The organism is Aeromicrobium camelliae, assembly GCF_003850045.1.
In the GTDB taxonomy this organism is placed as follows: Bacteria; Actinomycetota; Actinomycetes; order Propionibacteriales; family Nocardioidaceae; genus Aeromicrobium; species Aeromicrobium camelliae.
In genome coordinates this window covers 59,883-84,406 of sequence record NZ_RQJX01000006.1, presented here as the reverse complement: position 1 = coordinate 84,406, position 24,524 = coordinate 59,883, and the positions used below count along the sequence as shown (strand labels likewise).

The 24,524-nt window shown below is 70.2% G+C and carries 25 protein-coding genes; 12 read left to right on the top strand and 13 right to left on the bottom strand.

Annotated elements, in window-relative coordinates; genetic code table 11:
* Positions 1-217: 217 nt before the first annotated feature.
* Entirely contained in the window at positions 218-418 is a 201-nt protein-coding gene (locus EHW97_RS06405; RefSeq protein WP_378079898.1) for a DUF7455 domain-containing protein, read from the bottom strand.
* A gap of 182 nt (positions 419-600) precedes the next feature.
* On the opposite strand from EHW97_RS06405, the gene EHW97_RS06400 reads away from it, so the two are divergent.
* Complete coding sequence (locus EHW97_RS06400; RefSeq protein WP_124236335.1) at positions 601-2,676, top strand: DNA gyrase/topoisomerase IV subunit B; 2,076 nt, start codon at positions 601-603, stop codon at positions 2,674-2,676.
* A gap of 57 nt (positions 2,677-2,733) precedes the next feature.
* Here the strand turns inward: EHW97_RS06400 and EHW97_RS06395 are convergent, their stop codons facing one another.
* The 4 genes from EHW97_RS06395 to EHW97_RS06380 are packed head-to-tail and all read right to left on the bottom strand — an operon-like array spanning position 2,734 to position 8,114.
* Positions 2,734-3,237 (bottom strand): beta-class carbonic anhydrase, encoded by a 504-nt coding sequence (locus EHW97_RS06395; RefSeq protein WP_124236334.1) that lies wholly within the window; start codon positions 3,235-3,237, stop codon positions 2,734-2,736.
* Positions 3,234-4,931, bottom strand: coding sequence for an MFS transporter (locus EHW97_RS06390; protein WP_124236333.1), 1,698 nt, complete (start codon positions 4,929-4,931; stop codon positions 3,234-3,236). The genes EHW97_RS06395 and EHW97_RS06390 overlap by 4 nt, the downstream gene beginning before the upstream one ends.
* Positions 4,928-5,638 carry an LppX_LprAFG lipoprotein gene (locus tag EHW97_RS06385; protein ID WP_124236332.1) on the bottom strand — a complete coding sequence of 237 codons (711 nt, stop codon included), beginning with the start codon at positions 5,636-5,638 and terminating at the stop codon, positions 4,928-4,930. Before EHW97_RS06385 ends, EHW97_RS06390 begins: the two co-directional genes overlap by 4 nt.
* Before the next feature lie 4 nt (positions 5,639-5,642).
* The gene (locus EHW97_RS06380; protein ID WP_124236331.1) at positions 5,643-8,114 is read right to left on the bottom strand and encodes a DNA gyrase/topoisomerase IV subunit A; all 2,472 of its coding nucleotides are present in this window, start codon (positions 8,112-8,114) and stop codon (positions 5,643-5,645) included.
* A gap of 95 nt (positions 8,115-8,209) precedes the next feature.
* Here EHW97_RS06380 and EHW97_RS06375 point away from each other — a divergent pair, with 95 nt between their 5' ends.
* From EHW97_RS06375 to EHW97_RS06360, 4 genes are read left to right on the top strand one after another with little or no spacing between them, the layout of a single operon-like run.
* A complete protein-coding gene (locus EHW97_RS06375) occupies positions 8,210-10,903 on the top strand; it encodes a bifunctional acetate--CoA ligase family protein/GNAT family N-acetyltransferase (RefSeq protein WP_124236330.1) in 2,694 nt (897 codons plus the stop codon).
* On the top strand, positions 10,900-11,481 hold the full coding sequence (locus EHW97_RS06370; protein ID WP_124236329.1) for a DUF5998 family protein: 582 nt from the start codon (positions 10,900-10,902) through the stop codon (positions 11,479-11,481). The genes EHW97_RS06375 and EHW97_RS06370 overlap by 4 nt, the downstream gene beginning before the upstream one ends.
* Positions 11,478-12,563, top strand: a complete 1,086-nt coding sequence (locus EHW97_RS06365; RefSeq protein ID WP_124236328.1) for an alkaline phosphatase family protein — start codon at positions 11,478-11,480, stop codon at positions 12,561-12,563. The genes EHW97_RS06370 and EHW97_RS06365 overlap by 4 nt, the downstream gene beginning before the upstream one ends.
* Before the next feature lie 15 nt (positions 12,564-12,578).
* Complete coding sequence (locus EHW97_RS06360) at positions 12,579-13,235, top strand: thymidine kinase (RefSeq protein WP_279432303.1); 657 nt, start codon at positions 12,579-12,581, stop codon at positions 13,233-13,235.
* 161 nt (positions 13,236-13,396) lie between these two features.
* Here the strand turns inward: EHW97_RS06360 and sepH are convergent, their stop codons facing one another.
* From sepH to EHW97_RS06340, 4 genes are all read right to left on the bottom strand, one after another.
* Positions 13,397-14,254: a septation protein SepH gene (gene sepH / locus EHW97_RS06355; protein WP_166367409.1), complete on the bottom strand. Its 858-nt coding sequence runs from the start codon at positions 14,252-14,254 to the stop codon at positions 13,397-13,399.
* An 84-nt stretch (positions 14,255-14,338) separates the two neighbouring features.
* A complete protein-coding gene (locus EHW97_RS06350) occupies positions 14,339-15,526 on the bottom strand; it encodes an MFS transporter (RefSeq protein WP_124236326.1) in 1,188 nt (395 codons plus the stop codon).
* A gap of 36 nt (positions 15,527-15,562) precedes the next feature.
* The gene (locus EHW97_RS06345; RefSeq protein WP_124236325.1) at positions 15,563-16,972 is read right to left on the bottom strand and encodes an FtsX-like permease family protein; all 1,410 of its coding nucleotides are present in this window, start codon (positions 16,970-16,972) and stop codon (positions 15,563-15,565) included.
* Positions 16,969-17,703 carry an ABC transporter ATP-binding protein gene (locus EHW97_RS06340; protein ID WP_124236324.1) on the bottom strand — a complete coding sequence of 245 codons (735 nt, stop codon included), beginning with the start codon at positions 17,701-17,703 and terminating at the stop codon, positions 16,969-16,971. Before EHW97_RS06340 ends, EHW97_RS06345 begins: the two co-directional genes overlap by 4 nt.
* A gap of 152 nt (positions 17,704-17,855) precedes the next feature.
* Here EHW97_RS06340 and EHW97_RS06335 point away from each other — a divergent pair, with 152 nt between their 5' ends.
* From EHW97_RS06335 to EHW97_RS06325, 3 genes are all read left to right on the top strand, one after another.
* A complete protein-coding gene (locus EHW97_RS06335; RefSeq protein WP_124236323.1) occupies positions 17,856-18,896 on the top strand; it encodes a ferrochelatase in 1,041 nt (346 codons plus the stop codon).
* Positions 18,893-19,687: an inositol monophosphatase family protein gene (locus EHW97_RS06330; RefSeq protein WP_243696324.1), complete on the top strand. Its 795-nt coding sequence runs from the start codon at positions 18,893-18,895 to the stop codon at positions 19,685-19,687. Before EHW97_RS06335 ends, EHW97_RS06330 begins: the two co-directional genes overlap by 4 nt.
* A 64-nt stretch (positions 19,688-19,751) precedes the next feature.
* The gene (locus tag EHW97_RS06325) at positions 19,752-20,051 is read left to right on the top strand and encodes a DUF4193 domain-containing protein (protein WP_121794849.1); all 300 of its coding nucleotides are present in this window, start codon (positions 19,752-19,754) and stop codon (positions 20,049-20,051) included.
* On the opposite strand, the gene EHW97_RS06320 is transcribed toward EHW97_RS06325, so the two are convergent.
* Both EHW97_RS06320 and EHW97_RS06315 read right to left on the bottom strand, forming a co-directional pair.
* Positions 20,052-20,450 (bottom strand): DUF4235 domain-containing protein, encoded by a 399-nt coding sequence (locus EHW97_RS06320; protein ID WP_124236322.1) that lies wholly within the window; start codon positions 20,448-20,450, stop codon positions 20,052-20,054.
* A gap of 55 nt (positions 20,451-20,505) precedes the next feature.
* Positions 20,506-20,952 (bottom strand): DUF3093 domain-containing protein, encoded by a 447-nt coding sequence (locus EHW97_RS06315; protein ID WP_166367408.1) that lies wholly within the window; start codon positions 20,950-20,952, stop codon positions 20,506-20,508.
* Positions 20,953-21,003: 51 nt separating this feature from the next.
* On the opposite strand from EHW97_RS06315, the gene dut reads away from it, so the two are divergent.
* The 4 genes from dut to EHW97_RS06295 are packed head-to-tail and all read left to right on the top strand — an operon-like array spanning position 21,004 to position 23,181.
* Entirely contained in the window at positions 21,004-21,483 is a 480-nt protein-coding gene (gene dut, locus EHW97_RS06310; RefSeq protein WP_124236320.1) for a dUTP diphosphatase, read from the top strand.
* The gene (locus EHW97_RS06305) at positions 21,483-22,133 is read left to right on the top strand and encodes a DUF3710 domain-containing protein (RefSeq protein WP_124236319.1); all 651 of its coding nucleotides are present in this window, start codon (positions 21,483-21,485) and stop codon (positions 22,131-22,133) included. Before dut ends, EHW97_RS06305 begins: the two co-directional genes overlap by 1 nt.
* A 26-nt stretch (positions 22,134-22,159) precedes the next feature.
* A complete protein-coding gene (locus EHW97_RS06300; protein ID WP_124236318.1) occupies positions 22,160-22,519 on the top strand; it encodes an OB-fold nucleic acid binding domain-containing protein in 360 nt (119 codons plus the stop codon).
* On the top strand, positions 22,516-23,181 hold the full coding sequence (locus tag EHW97_RS06295; protein ID WP_124236317.1) for a DUF3159 domain-containing protein: 666 nt from the start codon (positions 22,516-22,518) through the stop codon (positions 23,179-23,181). The genes EHW97_RS06300 and EHW97_RS06295 overlap by 4 nt, the downstream gene beginning before the upstream one ends.
* A 2-nt stretch (positions 23,182-23,183) precedes the next feature.
* Here the strand turns inward: EHW97_RS06295 and EHW97_RS06290 are convergent, their stop codons facing one another.
* Entirely contained in the window at positions 23,184-23,846 is a 663-nt protein-coding gene (locus tag EHW97_RS06290; RefSeq protein WP_124236316.1) for a potassium channel family protein, read from the bottom strand.
* Positions 23,846-24,490 carry a potassium channel family protein gene (locus EHW97_RS06285; protein WP_378079897.1) on the bottom strand — a complete coding sequence of 215 codons (645 nt, stop codon included), beginning with the start codon at positions 24,488-24,490 and terminating at the stop codon, positions 23,846-23,848. The genes EHW97_RS06290 and EHW97_RS06285 overlap by 1 nt, the downstream gene beginning before the upstream one ends.
* Positions 24,491-24,524: the final 34 nt, after the last annotated feature.

Genomic DNA, 24,524 nt, shown 5'->3' with positions numbered 1-24,524 from the left:
GGACCGGGCGTTTCGCATGTCACAGCACGTAGTGGGCGATCATCCGGCCGATGCTGCGGATGTCGGCGCTGCCCTCGAACTCGAACCGCACCTTGCGCCCAGCCCGCTGAACCAGAGCGCCAACTCGGCGTCGAGGTCGAAGGTGCCGGCGGTCCCGATGGAACGCGAAGGGCCCCGACCGGCTGGTCGGGGCCCTGCAGCGTCTCGGGACGAGAGATCAGGCGTTCAGTCGGCCCGACTCGTCGTGGATGTTGATGGCGACCTCTCGCAGCTTGTCCTCGTGCTGGCGAGCATGGTGCGCACAGAACAGCAGCTCGGCGCCCGCCGTGAGTTCGACACGGACGTACGCCTGAGCGCCGCAGCGATCGCAACGGTCACCGGCGGTGAGGGCGGAGAGTTCAGCGGTTGCTGTCACGATGTCCTCTTTCTTCAGGCGGTCTCGGTCACGTCAACGTGCGTCTCGGCGGTGATATTCCGCGTCGTGGGTCGACCTTACGACATGAATACTCCCTCCTCGACCCAAGTCCGCGACAACACGCTGCATCGGCATGGCAACCGCGGCGTGTCGGTACGGGTCGATAGGCTGAGAAGCGCTGACATCTGAGGGGAAAGGACGCCACCATCTCCAGTTACGACGCTCGCAACCTGCTCGTCCTCGAGGGGCTCGAGGCGGTTCGCAAGCGACCGGGCATGTACATCGGCTCCACCGACACCCGCGGTCTCATGCACTGCCTGTGGGAGATCATCGACAACGCGGTCGACGAGGCGCTCGGCGGTCACTGCGACGAGATCGTCGTCGTGCTGCACCGCGACGGCTCGGTCGAGGTGCGCGACAACGGGCGCGGCATCCCCGTCGACACCGAGACCAAGACCGGCCTGTCCGGCGTCGAGGTCGTCTTCACCAAGCTCCACGCCGGCGGCAAGTTCGGCGGCGGCTCCTACAACGCGACCGGCGGTCTGCACGGCGTCGGCGCCTCGGTCGTCAACGCGCTGTCCTCGCGCCTCGACGTCGAGGTCGACAAGGGTGGGGCGACGTGGGCCATGTCGTTCCGCCGCGGCACCCCCGGCGTCTACGCCGGCGAGGGTCCCGACGCCGACTTCACGGTCGACAACACGCTGCGCAAGGCCGGCAAGGTCGCCAAGGCCAAGACCGGCACCCGCGTGCGGTACTGGGCCGACCCCCAGATCTTCATCAAGACCGCCGAGTTCTCCTATGACGACCTCGTCGCCCGGGCCCGGCAGACGTCGTTCCTCGTGCCCGGCCTGCGCATCGTCATCCGCGACGAACGCGGCGAGGAGGTGCACGAGGAGGACTTCCAGCACGACGGCGGCATCTCGGAGTTCTGCGAGTTCCTCGCGCCCGGTGAGCCGGTCACCGATGTGCTGCGCCTCCAGGGCGAGAGCACGTTCACCGAGACCGTGCCGATTCTCGACGAGGCCGGACACATGACGCCGCAGGACGTCGAGCGCAACCTCGGCGTCGACATCGCCGTGCGGTGGGACAACGACTACGACTCGCGATTGCGGTCCTTCGTCAACATCATCGCCACCCCCAAGGGCGGCACGCACGTCAACGGCTTCGAGCGCGGGCTCACCAAGACGTTCAACGAGGTGCTGAAGAACACGCGGCTGCTCAAGAACGGCGACCCGGACATCGTCAAGGACGACATCCTCGAGGGACTCACCGCCGTCGTCACCGTCCGGCTCGCCGAACCGCAGTTCGAAGGCCAGACCAAGGAGGTCCTCGGCACGCCGCCGGTCACGCGCATCGTCAACCAGATCGTCGCGCGCGAGCTCAAGGCGTTCCTGACGTCCTCCAAGGCGGCCGACAAGGCCAAGGCCCGCCAGGTCATGGAGAAGGTCGTGGGCGCCGCGCGCACGCGCGTCGCGGCCCGCCAGCAACGCGACAACCAGCGCCGCAAGAACGCGCTCGAGTCGAGCGCGCTGCCCGCCAAGCTGGCCGACTGCCGCAGCAGCGACGTCGATCGCACGGAGCTGTTCATCGTGGAGGGTGACTCCGCGCTGGGCACGGCCAAGTCGGCCCGCGACTCCGAGTTCCAGGCGCTCCTGCCCATCCGCGGCAAGATCCTCAACGTGCAGAAGGCCAGCGTGGGCGACATGCTCAAGAACGCCGAATGCTCGTCGATCATCCAGGTCGTCGGCGCCGGCTCGGGCCGCACCTTCGACATCGACGCCGCCCGCTACGGCCGCATCATCTTCATGGCCGACGCGGACTCCGACGGCGCCCACATCCGCTGCCTGCTGGCGACGCTGTTCTTCCGGTACATGCGCCCGCTGGTCGAGGCCGGCCGGGTGTTCACCGCGGTGCCGCCCTTGCACCGCATCGAGCTGGTCAACCCCAAGAAGGGTCAGGACAAGTACGTGTACACGTACTCCGACCCGGAGTTGCAACGCAAACTCGCCGAGCTCAAGCGCAAGAACATTCGCTGGAAGGATCCGGTGCAGCGGTACAAGGGACTCGGCGAGATGGACGCGTCGCAACTGGCCGAGACCACGATGGACCCGCGGCACCGTACGTTGCGCCGACTCACGGTCGACGACGCCGAGGAGGCCACCGAGGTGTTCGAACTGCTGATGGGCAACGAGGTGCCCCCGCGCAAGGAATTCATCGTCCAAGGCGCGTACGAGATCGACGCCGACCTCATCGACGCCTGAGTGTGATGATCGGGCCCCATCCGGGCGGTGCGTGACGACGCACCGCCCGGACCGAGGTCACGCCTCCACGACCGGCTGCAGCAGTCCGGAGTCCACGTCGTAGATGAACCCGCCGACGCTCACGTCGGCCGGGACGAGCGGGTGACTGCGCACGCGGTGCACGTCGGCGCGAATGGTCTTCTCCTGGTCCTGGATCGCACCGAGCGACATCCACGTCGAATCGGTGCCCATGAAGTCGCTGATCCGCTCGTGCAGCTCATCTTCGGTGGAGGAGGCCATCGCGCACCGGGTGTGCTCGACGACGAGCACCCGCCGCACGTTCAGCAGCGTGACTCCCAGGACGACCGCGACCAGCGCCTGGTCGGTGACCCGCCCGCCGGGATTGCGCAGGATCTTCGCATCGCCGGGGGAGAGGCCGATCATGCGGAGAGGGTCGATCCGCGAGTCCATGCAGGTCACCATGGCGACACCCGCGTGGGCGATGCCGTCGAAGCCCTTGAGGTCATGGTGCTCGGCGTAGGTCCGGTTGGCGTCGAGAAGATCGTCGAAAGCACTGCTCATGTTCGTACGCTAGCGCTGCGCGATCGAAGCAGCAGCACGGCCAGGAGCGCCGCCGCCAGAGCGCAGACCATCGCGCCCGTGAAGACCGCCTGAAGCTGCGCGATCCCGGCCTCGCGCACGGCGTCGTTGTACGCCGGACACACCGAAGCGTCGCCGCACAGTTCCTCGATCGGCGGCATCGCGTCGGCGGCGGATCGGAAGGCGCGAAGACCGATGGCGCTCAAGGCCGAGACCCCCACGAGCATCCCGACCATGCGGGCGACGACGAGGAGGGCGCTCGCTACCCCGTGCACGCCAGCGGCAGTGTGGTCGAGCAGCGCTGCGTTGACCGGAGCGATGGCCACGCCGAAACCGAGCCCGGCGAGTACCAGCACCACGTCGCTCGTCAGGTGGGTCAGTGCGTCGGCCTCCCACTGCGCCATGATCGCGAACATCGCGGCGCTCAGCAGCATCGCTGCGGTGGTCACCAGGGACGCGGCGACGCGACGGGTCAACCACCCGCCGAGGACCGCTCCGACCGGTAGCGCGACGAGGAACCGCACGAGGACGAGCGCCGCGTCGAGCTGCGAATCCGGGGCGACGGTGAGCCGGGCGAAGAACGGGATGTCGACGAGTGCGGCGATGAGTGAGGCGCCGATGAAGAACGACACGACGAGGGCGCCGACGGCGACCCGGTCACGCAGGGCGCCGCGCGGCACGATGGGTTCGGCCGCCCGGCGCTGCCGCCATACGACGACCGCCGCGGCCAGCACGGCGAGGAGCAGCAGCCACGGCGCGTGCGGGGAGACCGCGCCCGATTCGGGCTCGGCGGATGCGAACGTCACGATCACGGCACCGAGCGCGACCGACATCGCCAGCGCTCCCCATGGGTCGGTCCGCGCGAGGGCCTGCCGCCAGCCGGCCCAGTCGACAAGGGGATCGCGCGCGGTCGCCTGGCGGACGACGAACGCGAGTAGCAGAACCACTGCGGCGACGCCCACCGGCGACCACCACCGGGACTCGCCGGAGAACGGGACGAAGCCCAGGCCGAGGGTGACGTCGGTGACGAGGGACTGCGGCTGCAGCATGACGAGGAGCCCGGCGGCGGCGGCGAGGGTCACCAGGAGGAGTCCGGGCAGGTCGCGCCACCGGCGAGCGGAGCCCCGTTGCGGCCACAGCGCTGCGGCGATGATCAGTCCCACGGCGCAGTTGAGCCAGAAGATGTCGCGCCAGGTGCCGAACGCCAGGACCACGGCTCCGTAGGGCGGCCCGAGCATGCTGCCGAGTTCTTGAACCGCGCCGACGAGCCCCAGCGGCAGGCCGCGGCGTTCTGGCGGCCAGCGGTCGGCGACGAGGGCGAGCGTCGGCGGGATGAGTCCGCCACCGCCGAGGCCCTGGAAGAACCGCCCCGTGACGATCGTGGTGAGGTCGTAGGCCGCCGCCGTGACGACCGATCCCGCGGCGAAGACGACCAGACAGCCGATGAGCACCGGCACGCGGCCGCGCAGGTCGGCGATGCGGCCGATGAGCGGCAGGATGCCGACGTAGCCGAGCAGGAAGCCGGAGACGATCGGCGCCGCCCGCTGAAGTTCGTCCAGGTTGAGCCCGCTCGCCGTCATCATGTCCGGCAGGGCCAGCACGACGACGTACGTGTCGGCAGCAGCGAACCCGATGGCGACGGCCGCGAGGCCGAGGAGCAGCCGCGGTGCCGTCACCGGGCCGTCGGGCGCTTCGGAGCGGTGATCTCGACGGGGGAGTCGAGGGCCGTGATGGTCAGCGTGTAGGTGACGTCGTCGCTGCCGGCGTAGAAGGGGCCGGTGACGACGACGTCCCGCAGGGCGTCGTCGTCGGTGAGCCGGAACTCGGCGTCGAAGTCGCCCTTCTCGTCGGCCGTCGTCAGCAGTCGTGCGACGTCGGCACCCGGGATCGTGCCGGTGATCGTGGTGAGGACGTCGCGGCCGTCCCGCACCTCGTCGCCCTCCTCGAGTTCGGTGGCGCTCGTCAGCAGCGACACCGCACTGTCCTCACCCGAGCCGACGAGCTGCGCCGGATCGGGAACACCGAGCTGAGCCGGGTCGATCGTGAGGAAGTCCGAGGAGAAACCGGTCTTGGCCCAGAGCTGACCGTCCACGGCCACGACCTCGGCCGGCAGTGCTGCGCCACCGGCCGAGACACGCGCCTCGCCGCGGAAGGCCGGTGAGTCGTTGCCCTCGCCCTTGACCGACAGCAGACCGGTGACGCCCGAGGGGAGCCGGTCCGTGGCTAGGGAGAACTCGATGGCCGGTGCCGCCGTGATGGTGTCCGCGGCGGCCTGCAACCGGGCCGAGGGATCGGAGTCGGGCTGGTCGGTGTCCTGCGACGAGCACGCGGTCAGGACGAGCGCCGCGACGGTGGCGATGAGCAGACGAAGCGAGGTACGCACGAGGTCAGTGTGACACGGCTCGCAGTGCCACCGAGACCGGTGACGCGACCGCCAGGATGGGCTGGGCGACCGGTTGGCCGGAACCGTCGCGGCGCTCGGACGGGGGCGGCAGCTCGACCGGAGATCCGCTCGTGGCACACGCTTGTGGTTCGCCGTCACCGATCCAGGCACCGATCAATCGGTCCTCGCCGGCGAGGAGGCGCTGGCACCGTACGCCGCCGGTCGCGCGACCCTTGGCCGGGTAGATGCGCAACGGGCTGACCTTGACCGAGCCGTTCTGGGTGCCCGGGAGCGCGTCGCCGTGCCCGGCAATGGTCACCACGTGCGCCGACTCGACGTCCGCCACCGCTCCGAACGCGACGACCTGCGCACCGCTGCCGAGCTTGATGCCGCTGACACCGCCGCCGGTACGGCCTTGCGCGCGCACGAGCGAGGCAGAGAATCGCAGGAGTTGAGCGTCGGAGGTGACGAAGGCCAGTTCCTCCTCGCCGGTGGCGAGCGCGACCGCACCGACGAGCCGGTCGTCGTCCTCGAGCCGGATGATCTCCCAACTGTCACGGTTGGTGAGGTGATCGGGGCGCACGCGCTTGACCACTCCCTGACGCGTGCCGAGCGCCAGACCCGGGACGTCGTCGTCGAAACTCATCAGCGCGAGCGGCCTCGCCTCGACCGCGAGCAGTTCGCTGAGCGGGACGCCGCCCTGGATGTGAGGAGCGTCCGCGGTCGGGGGCAGGGCGGGAAGGTCGAGGACGTCGAGGCGGTGCACCGTGCCGTCGTCGAAGACGACCCCGATCTGGCCGCGGGCGGTCGACCCGACCGAGCTGACGATCACGTCGTGCTTGCCGCGTCGGCCCACGGGGCCGAGCGGTGCGGCGTCGCTCGTGCGCGCCATGAGGCCCGTGGCCGACAACAGCACCCAGCACGGGTCGTCGGCCACTTCGACGGAGAGCTTGGCCGCGCTGACCTGCTGGCCGGCCGACTCGAGCAGGACGGTGCGCCGCGGCGTGCCGAACCGCTCCGCGACCTCGGCCAGCTCGTCGCCGACCAGGGCCCGGAGCGCCGACTCGTCGGAGAGGATGTGGTCGAGCTCCTCGATGCGGCGGCGCAGGTCCTCGGCTTCCTTCTCCAGCTCCAGGCGGGAGAACTTGGTGAGTCGGCCGAGCTGCAGGTCGAGGATGTAGTCGGCCTGCGGCTCACTGAGATCGAAGACCGTGCGCAGACGCTCGCGTGCCTCGCCGCGGTTGTCGCTGGAGCGGATGAGCTGGATGACCTCGTCGATGTCGAGGATGGCGATGAGCAGGCCGTCCACGAGGTGGAGGCGGTCGGCAGCCTTGCGACGTCGGTAGGCGCTGCGCCGGCGCACCACGTCGATACGGTGCTCGAGGTACACCTGCAGCAGTTCGCGCAGCCCGAGGGTGCGCGGCTGGCCGTCGACGAGAGCCACCGCGTTGATGCCGAACGAGGACTCCATCGGCGTCAGCTTGTACAGCTGCTCGAGGATCGCCTCGGGGACGAAGCCGTTCTTGAGCTCGATGACCAGGTGCAGGCCCTTGTGGCGGTCGGTGAGGTTCTTGATGTCCGAGATGCCCTGCAGCTTCTTGTTCTGGACGTACTTCTTGATCGCCTCGATGACCTTCTCGGGACCGACGTTGAACGGCAGCTCGGTCACGACGATGCCCTTGCGGCGCGGGGTGATCGACTCGATCCGCGCGGTGGCGCGCATGCGGAACGAGCCGTTGCCGCTCTCGTAGGCGTCGCGGATGCCGTCCAGGCCGACGATCTTGCCGCCGGTCGGCAGGTCCGGGCCGGGCACGAAGCGCATGAGGTCGTCGAGCGAGGCGTTCGGGTGGTCGATGAGGTGACGCAGCGCTTGCACGACCTCGACGAGGTTGTGGGGCGGCAGGTTGGTGGCCATGCCGACGGCGATGCCCGTGGCGCCGTTGACCAGCAGGTTCGGGAACGCCGCCGGGAGCACCGCCGGCTCCATCTCACGGCCGTCGTAGTTGGGCCGGAAGTCGACGGTGTCCTCGTCGATCGACTCCGTCATCGCCTCGGCCGGCGTGTCCATGCGGCACTCGGTGTAACGCATGGCGGCGGGCGGATCGTCCTGCGACCCGAAGTTGCCGTGGCCGTCCAGCAGCGGCAGGCGCAGCGACCAGGGCTGCACCATGCGCACGAGCGCGTCGTAGATCGCGCTGTCGCCGTGGGGGTGGAACCGACCCATGACGTCGCCGACGGGGCGGGCGCTCTTGACGTGGCCGCGGTCGTGCCGCAGGCCCATGTCCTCCATCGTGTAGAGGATCCGCCGCTGCACCGGCTTGAGTCCGTCGCGGGCGTCCGGAAGCGCCCGCGAGTAGATCACGGAGTAGGCGTACTCGAGAAAGCTCGAGCGCATCTCGTCACTGACGTTGGTATCGACGATGTGCTCGTCGAAGTCCTCCGGCGGTGCGGGCGGGGCGGCTTTGCGGGCAGCCATGCATCCTCTCCTCGATCGGGAACGACGTCCTATTCTCCCCGACGTGGCGGGCGAGGCTCGCACCGCCACGCCGCCTGACCCGGTAGGTTGGTGGCGTGGACGACGTGGACCCTGTGGATGCCTGGGAGGCCGACGTTCTGCTCAAGGACGGCAGGGTCGCGCAGATTCGCCCCATCGTCCCCGAGGACGCCACCAAGTTCGTGGAGTTCTACGACAGGGTGTCCGCCGAGTCCAAGTACTTCCGGTTCTTCGCACCGTACCCGCGCCTCTCGCAGCGCGACATCAAGCGGTTCACCGAGGTCGACTACGACCGCCGGGTCGCGTTCGTCGTCACCCAGCACGACGAGATCATCGCCGTCGGCCGCTACGACGCCACGAGCCCGACCGAAGCCGAGGTGGCGTTCCTCGTCGAGGACGCCCACCAGGGTCGGGGCATCGGTCAGCTCCTGCTCGAGCACCTCGCGCAGGCGGGGCGCGAGCGGGGCATCCACGAGTTCACCGCGGAGGTGCTGCCCGAGAACGTCCGGATGATGCAGGTGTTCCGCGAGATGGGCTACACCATCTCCGGCCAGCTCGAGGGCGGCGTGCAGCAGCTGCGATTCCGCATCGACCCCACGCAGTCGGCGATCGGCGTGATGCGTGCGCGCGAGCAGCGCGCGGAGGCCGCCTCGATCGAGCGCATCTTCGACGCCTCCAGCATCGCGGTCGTCGGCGCCAGCCGGCGCCAGTCCTCCATCGGGCAGACGATGGTCCGCAACCTCGTGCTCGGTGACTACAACGGCACGGTGTACGCGGTCAATCCGCTGGCCGATTCCGTCTCGGGCCTGCCTGCCTACCGGTCGGTGCAGGACATTCCCGGTGAGGTGGAGGTCGCGATCGTCGCGGTGCCCGCCGACTCGGTCAACGACGTCGTCCTGGACTGTGCGGCCAAGGGTGTGCACGGCCTGGTGGTGATCTCCGCCGGCTTCGCCGAAGAGGGTCCCGAAGGCCGAAAGCGCCAGGAGGAGTTGCTGCACCTGTGCCGTACGCACGGTCTGCGACTCATCGGCCCCAACTGCCTGGGCGTCATCAACACCGCCCCGGAAGTGCAGCTCAACGCCTCGCTGTCGCCCACCATGCCCCCGCAGGGCCGCGCCGGGTTCTTCTGCCAGTCCGGGGCGCTCGGTTCGGCGATCCTGGAGACGGTCTCGCGGCGCGGACTCGGCCTGTCGACGTTCGTCTCGGCGGGCAACCGCGCCGACGTCTCCGGCAACGACCTGCTTCAGTACTGGCAGAACGACGACGCCACCGAGGTCGTGCTGCTGTACCTCGAGTCCATCGGCAACCCCCGCAAGTTCTCGCGCATCGCCCGCCGGGTGTCGGAGCAGAAACCCATCGTCGCGGTCAAATCGGGACGCTCCACGCAAGGTGTCCCCGTCGGCCACCGGGTCAAGCGCACCTCCGCGCCGCAGAAGGCCGTCGACGCGATGTTCAGCCAGGCGGGCGTCATCCAGGTCGACACCCTCGACGAGATGTTCGACGTCGCTCAGCTCCTGGCCCACCAGCCGTTGCCGCGCGGCAACCGCATCGCGGTCGTCGGCAACTCCGACGCCGTCGCCCTGATCGTCACCGACGCCGCCAAGTCCCAGGGCCTGCAGGTGGCGCCCCCGATCTCGCTCGGCGCGAACGCCGGGGCCGAGGAGTTCGAGGTCGCACTCGAGGCCGCGCTCGTGCGGTCCGACGTCGACGCGCTCGTCGCTGTCTACACGCCACCCATCAACACCGGCGGCGAGGACGTCGCGAACGTCCTGGCCGCGATCGGCGAGCAGTCGGACAAGCCCATCGTGTCGACGTTCCTCGCCAGCAAGGGCATCCCGGTCCTGTTGCGCGTGCCTGATCTGCAGGGCGGCTCGGCCGGTCGCGGCTCGGTCCCGTCGTACGCCTCGCCCGAGGCGGCGGTCCGCGCGCTGGCGCGCGCCGTGAACTACGCGGAGTGGGCGTCGCGCGACCATGGCACGTACCAGGATTCGGAGCAGTACCGCACCGGCGACGCCAAGACCCTCATCCGCAGCGTGCTCGAGCTCGCCCCTCGCGGTGCCGTGCTGTCCACGGAGCAGGTCCACTTCCTGCTGTCCTGCTACGGCATCGATCTGTGGACCTGGATCATCGTCCACAATCGTGAGGAGGCCATCGCCGCCGGCGAGAGCCTCGGCTGGGACGTCGTGCTCAAGGCGGGGAGCGAACGCCTGCGCGCCCGCCCGGACCTCGCCCACGTGTGGCGCGGCATCCACGACGCCCAGGACATGACCGAGGCATGGGACAACATGACCACGTGGAGCGGCGTGGGGGAGGACACCACCTTCTTCGTGCAGCGTTCCGCCCCCGAGGGCGTCCCCGTTTCCTTCAAAGCGGTCGAGGACCCGCTGTTCGGTCCGCTCGTCTCCTTCGGGCTCGCCGGTGCGCCGAGCGAGTTGCTCGACGACCGCACGTACGGCATCCCGCCGCTGACCGACGTCGACGCCGAGCAGATGGTGCGCGGCGTCCGTGCGGCGCCGATGCTCTTCGGCTACCGCGGCTCCCCGGCGGTCGACGTGGACGGTCTGCGCGACGTCATCTTGCGGATCGCCGCGTTGAAGGACGACCTCCCCGAGGTCGCCGAACTCGACCTCGAGCCGGTGTACGCCACCCCCGGCGGGTTCTACGCCCTGAGCGCCCGTGCCAAGGTCGTCCCGTCCAACGACCGCCGTGGCGAGTGGTACGTGCGTCGGCTCAGCAGGCCCGTGCTGTCGGGCGATACCCTGAACCGGTGACTTCCCACCTCGATCGATCCGACGAGTTGTTCGCGGAGATCTCCCGTGCGGGGTACTACCCGGAGATCGTCGCGGCGGGTATCCGCGACGCTGTGGCCGGCGAGCCGGTCCGCGCGTTCGTGGTGCACCACGAACCGACGTTCGAACGCGACGAGATCCGCCGGCACATGACGGTGCTGACGTTGACGCCCACGCGCGTCATCGCCACGCACACCGACGAGCATCCCGGCGACGACCTCCTCCCGCGTCCGTACACCTCGACCACGTCGGAGGCGGTGCCGATCGCGCGGGTGTCCTCGGTCCTCGTCACGCGCATGGTCGCGACGCACTCGCAGCAGCTGGAGGAGGCCGTGCTGACCATCTCCTGGGGCGCGATCTCCCGGGTGGAGCTCGCCCCGGCCCGTTGCGACGACCCGCAGTGCGAAGCCGACCACGGTTACTCCGGCAGCATCACGGGCGACGACTTCACGCTGCGGCTGAGCACCGCCGCTGACGGCGGCGCCGCCGTCGAGCGGCTGCTCGACCTCGCTCGGCAGCTCTCCGCGGCGACCTCGCAGCACCAGCCGGCGGGCCGATGAGCCGGCCCGGTATCTGGAACATCTTCGGTTCAGTCGGTCTGGCGCTCGGCGCGGAAGCGCTCGACGCTCCGCTGGAGCTTCCGGCGGCGCGAGGCTACGTGGTGGTCGTCGTCGACGGGCTGGGTGAGCTTCTGTTGCGTGAGCACGCACAGCTCGCGCCCTGGCTGTCGGCCCGGCAGTCCATCGACGGCGTGACCTCGACGATCCCGTCCACGACGTCGGTCAGCCTGACGTCGCTGGGCACTGGGCTGCGACCGGGCATGCACGGCATGCCCGGTTACACGTGCCGCGTTCCCGGCACGACCACGGTGCTCAACACGCTGTCATGGAAGGCCGATGTCGACCCCGAGACGTGGCAGCCCCACCGCACCGTCTTGGCGCGGCTCGCCGACGACGGCATCGCCGCCACGGTGGTCAACGACCGCCGGTTCGCCGACAGCGGACTGACGCGCTGCAGCCAGCGCGGCGTCCCGTTCGTCGGTGTCGACTCCGTGTGGGAGCGGCTCGACGCCGTAGTGGAGGCGAGCGAGAGACCCGGTCGCACGGTCGTCTACGCCTACGAGTCGCGGCTCGACCACACCGGGCACAGCAATGGCGTGGACTCCGACGAGTGGCGCGAGATGCTGCAGACGATCGACCGCGAGCTCGAACAGTTGCGGTCCGCGCTGCCGCAGGACGTCGTCATGCTCGTCACCGCGGACCACGGGATGGTGGACATCGGTGCCGACGACCGGTTCGACGTCGACGACCATCCCGAGCTGCGCGACGACGTCACGGTGCTCGCCGGTGAGGCGCGCTTCCGCCACCTCTACACCCGCACGGGGGCCGAACTGGACGTCGCCCAGCGGTGGAAGGAGCGTCTCGGCGACCGTGTCCTCGTCACGCTGCGCGAGGACGCCCAGGACTGGTTCGGGCCGCTCGATCCCGCCGTACGGGCGCGCTTCGGGGACGTGCTGGTGGCGTCGCTGGACGACTTCGCCGTGTTCTCGTCGCGCGACTTCTCGGTGGAGCTTTCCCTGCGCGGCTTCCACGGATCGGTGAGCGACGCCGAGATGCGCATCCCCGTTCTGCTCGCGCCGTGATCGGAAAGGAACGCCGTGGCGGCTGAACTGCTCTTCTACTCAGGGACGATGGACTCCGGCAAGAGCACGCTGGCCTTGCAGGTCGACCACAACCACCGCGCGCGTGGACGCCGTGGTCGCATCTTCACCTCGCACGACCGCGCGGGCGAGGCGACGCTCTCGAGCCGGCTCGGACTCTCTGCCAGCGCCGTCGAGGTCCACGAAGGGCTGTCGTTCTGGTCCTACATCGTCGATGAACTCACCCGCGGGGCGCAGATCGACTACGTGGTGTGCGACGAGGCCCAGTTCTACACACCGGCGCAGGTCGACGAGCTGGCCAAGATCGCCGACGAGCTCGCGATCGACGTGTTCTGCTTCGGCATCCTCACCGACTTCCGCACGCGGCTCTTCCCGGGCTCGGCACGGCTCGTCGAGCTGGCCGACCGGGTCATGCCGTTGCAGGTCGAGGCCTTGTGCTGGTGCGGGGCGCGAGCGACGCACAACGCGCGCACCGTCGACGGAGAGATGGTGACCGAGGGCGACGTCATCGTCGTCGGCGACGTAGAGCAGCAGGGTGAGCCGACTCCCGCGGTGGGCTACGAGGTGCTGTGCCGGCGCCACCATCGACGCCGGATGACGGCCGCCCGCGCGCACGCGGCCGCGCTATCGCCGGACGTCCTGCCGTTCGACTAGCGGGTGCCGAGCGGCGAACGCGGGCTACGGACTGCCGAGGCGGGTTGTACGAGGTCGCTCAGCGGCCGACGTATCGAGACCAGATTCGCGGTGGGACGTGGTCGCGATACGCCTGCTCGCAGAACTCGCCGGCTACTCGACCACCAGGGTGCAGGCGAAGTTCAGTCGCCGCGCTTACCGCCGAACATGATCTCGTCCCAGCTGGGAACGCTGCGGCGCGTGTTCTTCTTGCGCGGAGCCGGAGCGGGCTCGTCGTCGGTGGTCTCGGCTGCCGGCTCCTCGACCTCGAACTGGCCGAGAGCGCGGCGGTCGCGCGCTTCCTTGAGCGAGTGCACGGGCGCGTGGTCGACGATCTTCTCGGTGTCCTCGACGTCTTCAGCAGCGACCTCGTCGGTGCCGCGCACCGCGTCGGCGATGGCCATGTCGAGGGAGTCCTCGGAGGCGAGATCGCCGACGAGATCACGAGCCGTCGGATCGTCCGCGAGGACGTACCGGCTCTTGTGGTCGAAGCAGAACACCGCCGCCTGACCGTCCGGGAGCACCACCTGAACCGTCCAGCGGCCGTCCTCGCGCCGCCAGGCGTCCCAGGCGGCGTCCTCGGGCGTGATGCCGCGGCCGACGAGAGCCTCGTCGACGAGGGCACCCAGCGCTACCGGGGTGCCGCTGACGTGCTTGCGGCGGACCGAGGTGGTGCGTGCCTGGTCGACCATATGCTCACGTTCGGCGATAACCGGCGTGGCGAAGCCCATGATCTGCTCGACCGACGTACCCGCGGCCTCGGCCACCTGCTCGACGCTCTCGCCTCGGCGGATGCGCGTCTGGATGTCGCGGGGGCTGAGGGAACTCTCCATGGGGATCTCCAACTGGCCGGGGGAGCGGTGGCTGTCACGGGTCGAGCGCTCGACCGTGGTGGCGAGGCGTCGGTCGACGCGCAGCCGGAACCGGGCGCCCGAAGCGGGATCACGAGTGATGAGGTACCGGCCGTCCTCACTCGGGCCCACCAGGGCGAGATCACGCATCATTGCCTCCGGACGCTGCAGTTCGACCTGACTTCGATCCTAGTCTCGGGGTGACCGCTGCCGTGGGACGTCGCCGCGCGTGTTTCACCCCGTCGGATGCGCGACCGGCAGGGGGCGGCGGTACGCGACCGCGATGGCCGAGGCGGCCAACGCGGCCACGCACGGCACCAGGAAGCCCGCGGAGGCGCTGACCTCGTCGACGACGATGCCCGACAGCGAGGCGCCCGGCGCCACCCCGATGGAGAGCCCGGCACCCGTCCACATGAGCGCCTCGGTCAGTCGCGCCGGTGGCATCGTCGCCTCGACGAGGGTGGTGGCGGCGATCAGGGTGGGAGCGACCATGAAACCCGTCACGAGCATGCCCGCCGCGAGCAGCGCGACATTGGGCGCCCAGGGCAGCGGGAGGAACAGCAGGCCGAGCACCGCAGTCGTGGCGCGCAGGCGACCCAGCGGCGACGCAGGCGCCGGGAGAGCGCCGACGATGACACCGGCCGCGAGACTTCCGACGGCCCAGAGCGCGAGCACGAGACCGGCGAGCCCGGGCCTGCCCTGTTCGTCGGTGAAGGCCACCACGAGGACCTCGGTCGACCCGAAGAGGACCCCCATGCAGGCGGCGGCCACCACGACGACCGCGAGAAGGCCCGCGGGGAGACGTTCCGAGGAGCCCCGAGCACCGCGGTGGGTCGGAGGGGCCGAGGACCGGTGCGCCGCCAGGCCCCAGCTTCCGGCGCAGGAGCAGGCTGCGGCCACGAGGAGTCCCGCAGGCTCGGCCACGGAGATGGTCAGGAAGGTGACGAGGACCGGGCCGACGATGAACACGGCCTCGTCGAGGACCGCCTCGAGCGCGAAGGCCGTGCTGAGCCGTGCCCGGTCGGCGGCGAGGAGATGCGACCAGCGGCGCCGGGCCATGTTCCCCGTCTGCGGGGCGCCGAGTCCCGCGACCGCGGCGCACAGCATCGCGACGGTCGTGGGCCCGCCGGCGGTCGCCAGGATCAGTCCGGCGCCGGCCGCGAAGATCAGACTCGCCGCGACGAGCACCGGAGCCTGACCCCAGCGGTCCGCCACCCGGCCCTGAATCGGTGCCGCGACGGCCGCCGCGAGGATGTACCCCGCGGCGACCACGCCTGCCTGCGCGTACGAACCGGTCCGCTCGACCACGAGCAGCACGATCCCGAGCCCGGCCATCGACAGCGGAAGCCGGCCGAGTGTCGCGGCGAGCGAGAACGCGGCCGCTCCGGGAGTGCGCAGCAGCGCGGCGTAGGTCGAGAGCATCGCCAGCAGCGTAGACCCCCGCGAGATTCGCGGTGGTCAACCGACCCGGTCGGGACGCGCACGCACCGCGGTCACGACGGGGCGGGTGGCCACGAACGCGAGCCCCACGAGCGTGAATCCGACGGCGAACGTGCCGACGACCACCAGGACCGAGAGCGGCGCGACGAAGACCGCCATCCCCATGAGCGGCAACGTGAGGACGGCGCCTGCGGCCGCTCCGCCGAGCGCGGCCATCCGCATCGGCACCATGACGGCGATGCGGCGCGAGCGCTCCAGCATGGAGATCGGCATGCCGAGTCGGTCGAGCCCGACGATGAGTTGGGCGTCGTCGAGGATCGCCGCCGCCTGTGTCACGCCGACCGAGCACGCGAGCATGACGAACGCGATCGCGAGGGTCAGCAGCACGCCCGTCGTCATGTCGGCGGCGATGAGTCGGCCGGCACGGTCGACGTCACCGTCCGACATCGCGGACGCCAACGACATCCCGACCCCGCCCACGACGGCCACGAAGGAGATCATCGACAGCGCTGAGACCCTCCGCCACGCCGGTCCGCTGTGCTCGGCCAGCTGCCGGCCGGCGATGAGATGGGACGGAGTCTTCGCGCGACGGGCCATCGCGCGGCCGCGCGCGGCGACGACGGGCGGACCGATCAGGTTGAGCAGCGCCAGGCCTGCGCCGAACACGACGAACACGAACGCGATCATCACCGCCATGCCCAGCGCGCTGCCGATGAGGCTCATCTGCGAGACGCCCGCGGCTCCGAGCAGGATGACGCCGATTCCGGCGAAGGCCCACCGCAGCGGCCGGTGCGGCACCTCGGCACGAGTACGGACGCCGAGGGGAGTCAGCCGCACCCGGCGTAGACCGAGTACGGCGCTCGTCGCGGCCATGAGGGCGACCGCCCCGAGGACGCCGCCTACGGCGGGCCAGCCGGCCCAGACCGCGGCGACGCCGATGCGTTCGCCGAAGAAACGCAGTTGCCCCAACGCCGGCAGCAGGAGCGCGTACAGCGCCGTGCCCAGGAGGCTCCCCGCGACGGCGATGGCGGTGGCCTCGACGACCGTGATCAGGCTGACGTCGCGGCTGGATGCGCCGAGCAGTCGCAGCGCTGCGAGCCGGTCGTCGCGGCGCCGCGCGGAGAGTCGCGCTGCGGAGGCGCCGAGGGACAGCGTCGGCACGGCAAGAAGCAGGAGCGCGACGAGGCTCAACTGCAGGTACATGTCGCCGAGGTCCTCGACCTGGGCGCGCGGGTCGTTCGCGAACATGAGCGTGCCGCCGACGACCGTGAGGAGCAGAGCGGTCGTGACCGCGAACGCCGCGAGGGGCAGCACCACGGCGGCGCGCCCCTGTCGGCTGGGCCGGGCGAGCAGCACGGTGAGCGCGGCCAAGCGGCGGGGTGCTGACAGGGTCGGGCTTGAAGCCGACGGGAGCGTGGTGGTGCTCATCGGACCGGCTCCTCCTCGCGGACGATGCGCCCGTCGCTCATGTGCAGGACGCGGTCGCAGCGCTGCGCGACGCGCGGGTCGTGCGTCACGACGACGAGGCTGCGTCCCTGGCCCTTCGTGGCGTAGAGCAGGGCGTTCATGACGTCGTCGGACGTCGCCGAGTCGAGCGCGCCGGTCGGCTCGTCGGCGAAGACGACCGGTGCCGCTGTCACCTGCGCACGGGCGATCGCGACGCGCTGGGCCTGCCCGCCACTGAGCTGTCCGATGCGTCGCTGCTCCATTCCGGCCAAGCCCAGCGCGGCCAGCCATGGCGCCGCAGCCGACTCCGCGGCGTGCCGCGGGTGTCCGTTGACCATGAGCGGCAGTGCGACGTTCTCCAGCGCCGTGAGTTCGGGCAGCAGCATCCCGTTCTGGAACACGAAGCCGAACCTTGTCCGGCGCAGCTGCGAGCGTGCCTCCTCGTCCAGGCCCGCGATCTCGGTGGCGTGACCGTCCACGGTGAGCTGGACCGACCCGCTGTCGGGACCGATGACCGCAGCCATGCAGTGCAGCAACGTCGTCTTGCCCGACCCCGACGCTCCCATGACGGCGACGGCCTCGCCGCGGTGGACGCGCAGACTCGCGCCGTCGAGGGCGGTGGTGGGGCCGTATCGCTTCACCAGGGCGGTGGCCGTGAGGACCGCCGTGGGAGTGCCGGCGGTGGGGGCTGGGGAGGAGTGCTGAAATTCCATGCTGCGAGTCTCGGCCGTCGGACCCCTCCGGACATCGGCGCCGTGGACCATTCGACAACGCCCTCCTCATCCCGTGGGATGACGTCGCCGTGCGTCCGCAGGAGGGTGATGTGGCCGCGCGGCCGGCGGGGCGTGGATGAGAGACTGAGGGCATGGATCCACGCCCCTTCGACGCCCTGCTTCTCGTGTCCTTCGGCGGCCCGGAGAAGCCCGATGACGTGGTGCCGTTCCTCGAGAACGTCACCCGTGGCCGCGGCATCCCGCGCGAACGACTTGTGGAGGTGGGAGAGCACTACTTCGGCTTCGGGGGCAAGTCGCCGATCAACGACCAGAACCGTGCGCTGATCGCCGCGATCGAGGCGGACTTCGCGGAGCACGGCCTGGACCTGCCGGTCTACTGGGGCAACCGCAACTGGGATCCGTACCTGCGCGAGACGACCGAGGCGATGGCGGCCGACGGCGTTCGCCGCGCCGTGTGCTTCGTCACGAGCGCGTACTCCTCCTACTCCGGGTGCCGTCAGTACCGCGAGAATCTGTACGAGGCGCAGCTCGACCTCCCCGTCGAGCTGGCCAAGCTGCGGCATTACTACAACCACCCCGGATTCGTCGGCCCCTTCGTGGAGCAGACCCGCGACGCGCTCGCTGCGGCACCGGAGGGCACGCACGTGGTCTTCGTGACGCACTCGATCCCCGACGCGATGAACGAGGCGAGCGGCGGCCCCGGCGCGCAGGCTTATCTGCGCCAGCACGAGTCGGTCGCTCGTATGGTGGCGGGCGAACTCGGTCACGAGGCGTGGTCGCTGGCGTTCTGCTCCCGCTCCGGGGCGCCGCACATCCCCTGGCTCGACCCCGACATCAATGATCACCTCGAGGAGCTCTCCGCCCAGGGTGTCCATTCGGTGGCGGTGGTGCCGATCGGCTTCATCTCCGATCACATGGAGGTCATCTACGACCTCGACACCGAAGCGGCGCAGACTGCCAAGGACCTGGGCCTGGACTTCGTGCGCGTCCCCACCCCGGGTGTGCATCCGGAGTTCGTCGCGCTGGTTCGTGAACTCGTCCTCGAGCGTGCGGCGAGCGAGCGCGGGGAGCAGCCCGAGCGTCCCGCGCTCGGTGACCTCGGACCGTGGCCCGATCACTGCCCGGCGCAGTGCTGCGTCAACGCCGGCGCCGACCTGCCGGTGCTTCCGTGAGCCGGGACCTGCTCGACCTCGCCCGCACCGTCGGCCGCGAGGCGGCCGAACTCGTCCGGACGCGTCGGCCCGCGGGCCGCGTGGGGGTGACGGCGACCAAGTCGACGCCCACCGATGTCGTCACCGAGATCGACGAGGCTTCCGAGCGGCTCATCCGCGCGCGCATCCTCGACGCGCGGCCTGAGGACGGGTTCCTCGGCGAGGAGGGAGAGGAGATCGTCGGCACGAGCGGTGTGCAGTGGATCGTCGACCCGATCGACGGCACCGTGAACTTCGTCTACGGCATCCCGGTGTACGCGGTGTCGATCGCCGCCCGGATCGATGACGGCGACGTGGCGCTCGGCTATGTCATCAATATCGCCACGGGCGAGGAGTACGCCGCGCTCTCCGGTGAAGGCGCATGGCGCTGGGACGGCGACGAGCGGATCGCCCTCCAGGGTCCGCCGCCGGCCACCCTCGACCAGATGCTCGTCGCGACCGGCTTCAATTACGCCGCCGAGGTGCGTGAGCAGCAGGCGCGCGCGGTGCTGCAGCTGTTGCCTCGGGTGCGCGACATCCGGCGCATCGGCGCGGCGTCGCTGGACCTGGTCGCCCTCGCCGACGGTCGCATCGACGCCTACGTCGAGCAGGGCCTCAAGCCCTGGGATCTGGCCGCCGGAGGGCTCATCGCGCGGGAGGCGGGCCTGGTGCTCAGCGGGCTCGACGGCCCGCCGGACGAGCGCCTCGTCGTCGCCGCGCATCCCGTCATCTTCGAGGAATATTTCGCGCTCGTTCGTGCTTGTGGGTTCTGAGCGCGACGCCCTTGGTGCGGTATGACAGAATCGCGCCGGTTGACACGCACGAGACGGAGAGTACATGGCCACCGATTACGACGCCCCTCGCAAGACCGAAGAGGATCAGTCCGAGGACAGCATCGAGGAGCTGAAGGCGCGTCGGCACGAGCAGAATTCGGGCAAGGTCGACGAGGACGAGGTCGAAGCGGCCGAGTCCTTCGAGCTGCCCGGAGCGGACCTGTCCCATGAGGAGCTGGCCGTTCAGGTCGTTCCCAAGCAGTCCGACGAGTTCACCTGCATGTCGTGTTTCCTGGTGCACCACCGCAGCCAGCTCGCCCACGAGAAGAACGGGCAGCCCATCTGCCGCGACTGCGCCGACTGATCAGCGCCTCGGCGACATGGAAGACCGGTCCTTCGGGGCCGGTCTTCCCGTTTCTGCGAGCTTCTTCATGCCCGGCGGCAGATCGCCGGTGGACTTGACCCAATAGCTGGCGACTCCACGGCGCACGACCGTGCGCACCACCTGCACGGTCGCGCCGCCCAGCGCTGCCCATCCGATCGCCTCGGCCGTGCTGAGATCGGGATGCCGGGAACTGGCGGGGGCCTTGCGGCCGGTGATCGCGCGCCACGCCAGGTTCGAGACGCGGGGCGCGAGGGCAGCAGCCAGGACCGAGGAACTCGTGTCCATCACCTTCCACGTGCCGCGACCGAGGCGGCGCTGTGCCTTGACCTCCGCGCCGCTGGTCGTGCTGGCGTCTGGCGTGCTCTTGCGCTTGGCCACGGGTCCTCCTGTCGGTGACGGTCAGGACCATTGTGGCGCAGGTCGCGGGTCGGCGTCAGTCGCCGTGGCCGAGGGCCCGGGCGACTGAGGCGGGAAAGCGCGTCGAGACGAGCCAGAACGGCGTGGGGTCGGCCGGGTCCTCGAGGGTCACGCGGACGCCGGTCCGGATGTACGGGCGGGTGAAGGTGAACGCTCGGAGGTCGCCGTCCTCGCCGAAGGCCCGTGACCAGCCCTCAGCGTCGAGCGGCTCGACCGTCCCCAGGTGCGCACGGTCGAGCCAGGCGCGGCCCGCGCGAAGGCCCTCGTCCGACGCCTGCACGGTCGCGGCTCCGTAGGCGGCGACGACCGTCACGGCGGCCGCAGCCGTGACCACGGCGACGACGAGGCCGATCTCGAAGGTCGTCGCGACACGGACCAGCCATCCGGTGAAGGCGCCCGCGCCCACGGCGACGAGCCACCAGGGGAGCGGGGCGGTGAGGCGTTCGCGATGCTCGGCGTTCACGCCTCTACTGTGCCGGAGCGGCCGAACCCGCCTTGGGTAAGGTCGGGCGACATGAGCACCGACGTGCAGATCCAGCGTCTCGACCCGGGCATCGAGCCACCGCGGTACGCGCGGCCCGACGATGCCGGTGCCGACCTGGTCTCCACGGTCGATGTCGAGCTCGCCCCCGGCGAACGCGCGCTCGTGCCGACTGGCATCGCGATCGCCCTGCCCGAGGGATTCGCTGCCTTCGTCCATCCGCGGTCCGGGCTCGCGCTGCGCCACGGCCTGTCGGTCGTCAACACCCCCGGGACGATCGACGCCGGGTACCGCGGAGAGATCAAAGTCCTGCTCATCAACCACGATCTGCACGAATCCGTGACGATTCACCGCGGCGATCGCATCGCGCAACTGGTCGTGCAACGTGTCGAGCACGTCCGATTCGTGGACGTCCCCGCACTCCCCGTGTCCGAACGCGGGGAAGGGGGCTACGGTTCATCGGGTGGCCATGCGTCGTTGACGCCCGCACGAGAAGTACGAGAGGAACGCTGATGTTCGGTCGACGCAAGAAGGATGCGGCGGCAGCAGAGCACACCGAGACCCCCGACGTCGCCGCGGAGGTGACCGTCCCGGCGACCCGGTCCGCCGGACCCTGGGACTCCTCCGAGCGCGATCCGGACGGCCCGGGATACGTCGACCTCGGCGCGTTGCGCATCAAGGGCCGTGACGGCGTCGGACTGCAGCTTCCCACCGAGAACGGCCAGTTGACGTCCGTGCTGGTCGTCGTGGAGGGCTCCGCGATGGAGTTGCGCATCTTCGCCGCCTCGCGCTCCGGCGGGGAGTGGGGCGACGTCCTGACCGACCTCAAGCGCGAGGTCGAGCGCCGTGAAGGTGACTGGAAGGACGCCGACGGTCCGTTCGGTCCCGAGCTGCACTTCCGGGTGGAGGTGACGGCCCAGGACGGGCGGACCGGCGTGCAGCAGAGCCGGATCCTCGGTGTCGAAGGTCCGCGATGGCTGCTCCGTGCCACGCTCCTCGGTCAGGCCGCCACGGACGAGACCGCAGCGGAGCCGCTCCTGGAGATCCTCCGGGACGTCGTCGTGGTGCGCGGCAGCGATCCGCGCATGGTGCGGGAGCCGTTGCCGTTGCGCATGCCTCCGGGCGTCACGCCGCAGTCGTCTCAGCCGTCGCAGGAGGCCTGAGCCGTTTCGCGGCCTAGGATCCAGATATGGCGGGAATCCTCCATCGCGTGGTCGACCGCTGGTCGTCGACCGACCAGCAGGAGAGCGACGAACTGCTGGTGCACTGCGCTCGGGCCGGGTGCCGGCCGATTCGAGAACAGCCGGACCGCGACGTCGTCTCCCTTCACGGCGTCGTGCGGGCGATCACGTTGCGACCGGTCGGTGAGGCGACGGCCCTCGAGGCCGAGCTGTATGACGGCTCCGGCACTGTGACGCTCGTGTGGCTCGGGCGGCGCCGGATCGCCGGTATCGACGCCGGACGTGAGCTCACCGCCACGGGACGGCTGAGCGAGCGCGGCGGCGCTCGGGTGTTGTACAACCCGCGCTACACGCTGGACGCCGCATGAGCGGCGACGCGGCCGTCCCCAGTCCGGCGAGTGCCGAGACCGTCGAGCAACTGGTTCGTCAGCGGCTCGCCGAAGCCTTCGGCGGGGCACGCGGGGTGGTCGAGAGCGCCATTCCCACGATCGCCTTCACCGTGTGCTTCATCGTGAGCGATCAGCTGCGGCTGAGCCTCATCGTCAGCGTCGCGCTGACGGTGGTGCTGCTGGTCGCACGTGTCCTGCAGCGGTCCAACCCGCAGTTCGTGCTGAACGCTCTGGTGGGCATCGCCATCGCGACCATCTTCGCGTCGCGCTCGGGGGAGGCCCGGGACGTCTTCCTTCCCGGAATCCTCTACAACGCCGGGTACGCGGTCGTGTTCACGATCACCATCCTCATCGGATGGCCGGCAGTCGGGTTCCTCATCGGTGCTGTCGTGGGCGACTTCACCGCCTGGCGCGAGGACCGCGGCATGCGGCGCCTCTGCGCTCAGATGACATGGCTGTTCGTGCTGCCGTGCGTCCTTCGCGTCGTCGTCCAGTACCCGCTCTACGTGGCCGACGAGGTCGCGTTGCTCGGCACCGCGAAAGTCGTCATGGGGTGGCCGCTGCAGGTCGCGTCGCTCCTCGCGATGGCCTGGATGCTGAGCCGCAACCGGACCCCGCTGGAATCGCCGCCCTCGTCCTGAGCTCAGGGCCGCGGTGACAGGAGCGCGCTGATCTCGGCCTCCTGGTCGTCCGGGGTCACGAACAGCAGCTCGTCGCCGCTCTCGAGTGCGCGGTCCGGGTCCGGCGTCAGCGGAGTGCCGTCGCGCAGGATCGCGACGAGCACGACGCGCTCCGGCCACGGCACGGAGCCCACGCGCGTGCCGATGAGCGGGGAGTCCGCGGGCATGGTGAGCTCGACGAGGTTGGTCGAACTCTGCCCGAACGTGAAGAGGCGCACCAGATCACCGACTGCGACGGCCTCCTCCACCAGCGCGGCCATCAGCCGGGGCGTCGATACGGCGACGTCGACACCCCACCCCTCCCCGAACAACCACTCGTTGCTCGGGTGGTTGACGCGGGCGACGGTGCGCGGGACACCGAACTCGGTCTTGGCCAACAGCGACGCGACGAGGTTGGCCTTGTCGTCACCGGTCGCGGCGATCACGACGTCACAGCGCTGCAACTGCGCCTCGGTCAGCGACGAGAGCTCGCAGGCATCGGCGAGCAGCCACTCCGCCTCGCGGACGCTCTCGCGGCGGATGGCCGCCGGAGACTTGTCGATGAGCAGGACGTCGTGGCCGTTGGCGACGAGTTCTTGCGCGACCGAACGGCCGACGGCGCCCGCTCCGGCGATCGCGACGCGCATCACTCCACCGGGCCTTTCTGCAGGATCGTCTGCGCATGCGCCGCCCGATCGTCGTGGACGAACACGCTCAGGAAGTCGCCCTCTTGGATCACCGTGTCGGCACCGACGATGCTGCCCTGACCGAGCCGCGTGAGGAACGGGACACGCACGCCGGCGGCGTCCTCGAGCGCGCCGATCCGATGTCCCACCCAGGCGGCAGGCGCGTAGAGCGTGTCGAGACGGATGTGCCCCGTCGGGTCGCGCCAGGTCGGCTCCGTTCCGGCGGGCAGCAGGCGCCGTAGCACCTGATCGGCCGCCCACGGCACGGTCGCGACCGTCGGTACGCCCAGCCGCTCGAAGACCTCGGCCCTCCCCGGGTCGTAGATGCGCGCGACGACGGTGGGCACCTCGAAGAGCTCCCGCGCGACCCGCGCGGAGATGATGTTCGAGTTGTCACCGCTCGACACGGCCGCGAACGCGTCCGCGCGTTCGATCCCGGCCTGGCGCAGGACGTCGCGATCGAACCCCATCCCGGTCACCGTGATGCCGCCGAACGACTCGCCCAGGCGGCGGAACGCGCTCGGGTCGACATCGACGACCGCGGTGGAGTGACCGCGGTCTTGCAGACTGTGCGCCAGACTCGAGCCGACCCGGCCGCACCCCATGATCACGACGTGCACAGACGCACGCTACACCGCG

Bases quoted from the DNA above. Each gene is read 5' to 3' on its own strand.
- EHW97_RS06395 (WP_124236334.1), bottom strand. From the start codon at position 3,237: ATGAGCAGTGCTTTCGACGATCTTCTCGACGCCAACCGGACCTACGCC.
- EHW97_RS06380 (WP_124236331.1), bottom strand. From the start codon at position 8,114: ATGGCTGCCCGCAAAGCCGCCCCGCCCGCACCGCCGGAGGACTTCGAC.
- EHW97_RS06365 (WP_124236328.1), top strand. From the start codon at position 11,478: ATGAGCCGGCCCGGTATCTGGAACATCTTCGGTTCAGTCGGTCTGGCG.
- sepH (WP_166367409.1), bottom strand. From the start codon at position 14,254: ATGCGTGATCTCGCCCTGGTGGGCCCGAGTGAGGACGGCCGGTACCTC.
- EHW97_RS06350 (WP_124236326.1), bottom strand. From the start codon at position 15,526: ATGCTCTCGACCTACGCCGCGCTGCTGCGCACTCCCGGAGCGGCCGCG.
- EHW97_RS06345 (WP_124236325.1), bottom strand. From the start codon at position 16,972: ATGAGCACCACCACGCTCCCGTCGGCTTCAAGCCCGACCCTGTCAGCA.
- EHW97_RS06340 (WP_124236324.1), bottom strand. From the start codon at position 17,703: ATGGAATTTCAGCACTCCTCCCCAGCCCCCACCGCCGGCACTCCCACG.
- EHW97_RS06335 (WP_124236323.1), top strand. From the start codon at position 17,856: ATGGATCCACGCCCCTTCGACGCCCTGCTTCTCGTGTCCTTCGGCGGC.
- EHW97_RS06325 (WP_121794849.1), top strand. From the start codon at position 19,752: ATGGCCACCGATTACGACGCCCCTCGCAAGACCGAAGAGGATCAGTCC.
- dut (WP_124236320.1), top strand. From the start codon at position 21,004: ATGAGCACCGACGTGCAGATCCAGCGTCTCGACCCGGGCATCGAGCCA.
- EHW97_RS06305 (WP_124236319.1), top strand. From the start codon at position 21,483: ATGTTCGGTCGACGCAAGAAGGATGCGGCGGCAGCAGAGCACACCGAG.
- EHW97_RS06300 (WP_124236318.1), top strand. From the start codon at position 22,160: ATGGCGGGAATCCTCCATCGCGTGGTCGACCGCTGGTCGTCGACCGAC.
- EHW97_RS06295 (WP_124236317.1), top strand. From the start codon at position 22,516: ATGAGCGGCGACGCGGCCGTCCCCAGTCCGGCGAGTGCCGAGACCGTC.
- EHW97_RS06290 (WP_124236316.1), bottom strand. From the start codon at position 23,846: ATGCGCGTCGCGATCGCCGGAGCGGGCGCCGTCGGCCGTTCGGTCGCG.
- EHW97_RS06285 (WP_378079897.1), bottom strand. From the start codon at position 24,490: ATGGGGTGCGGCCGGGTCGGCTCGAGTCTGGCGCACAGTCTGCAAGAC.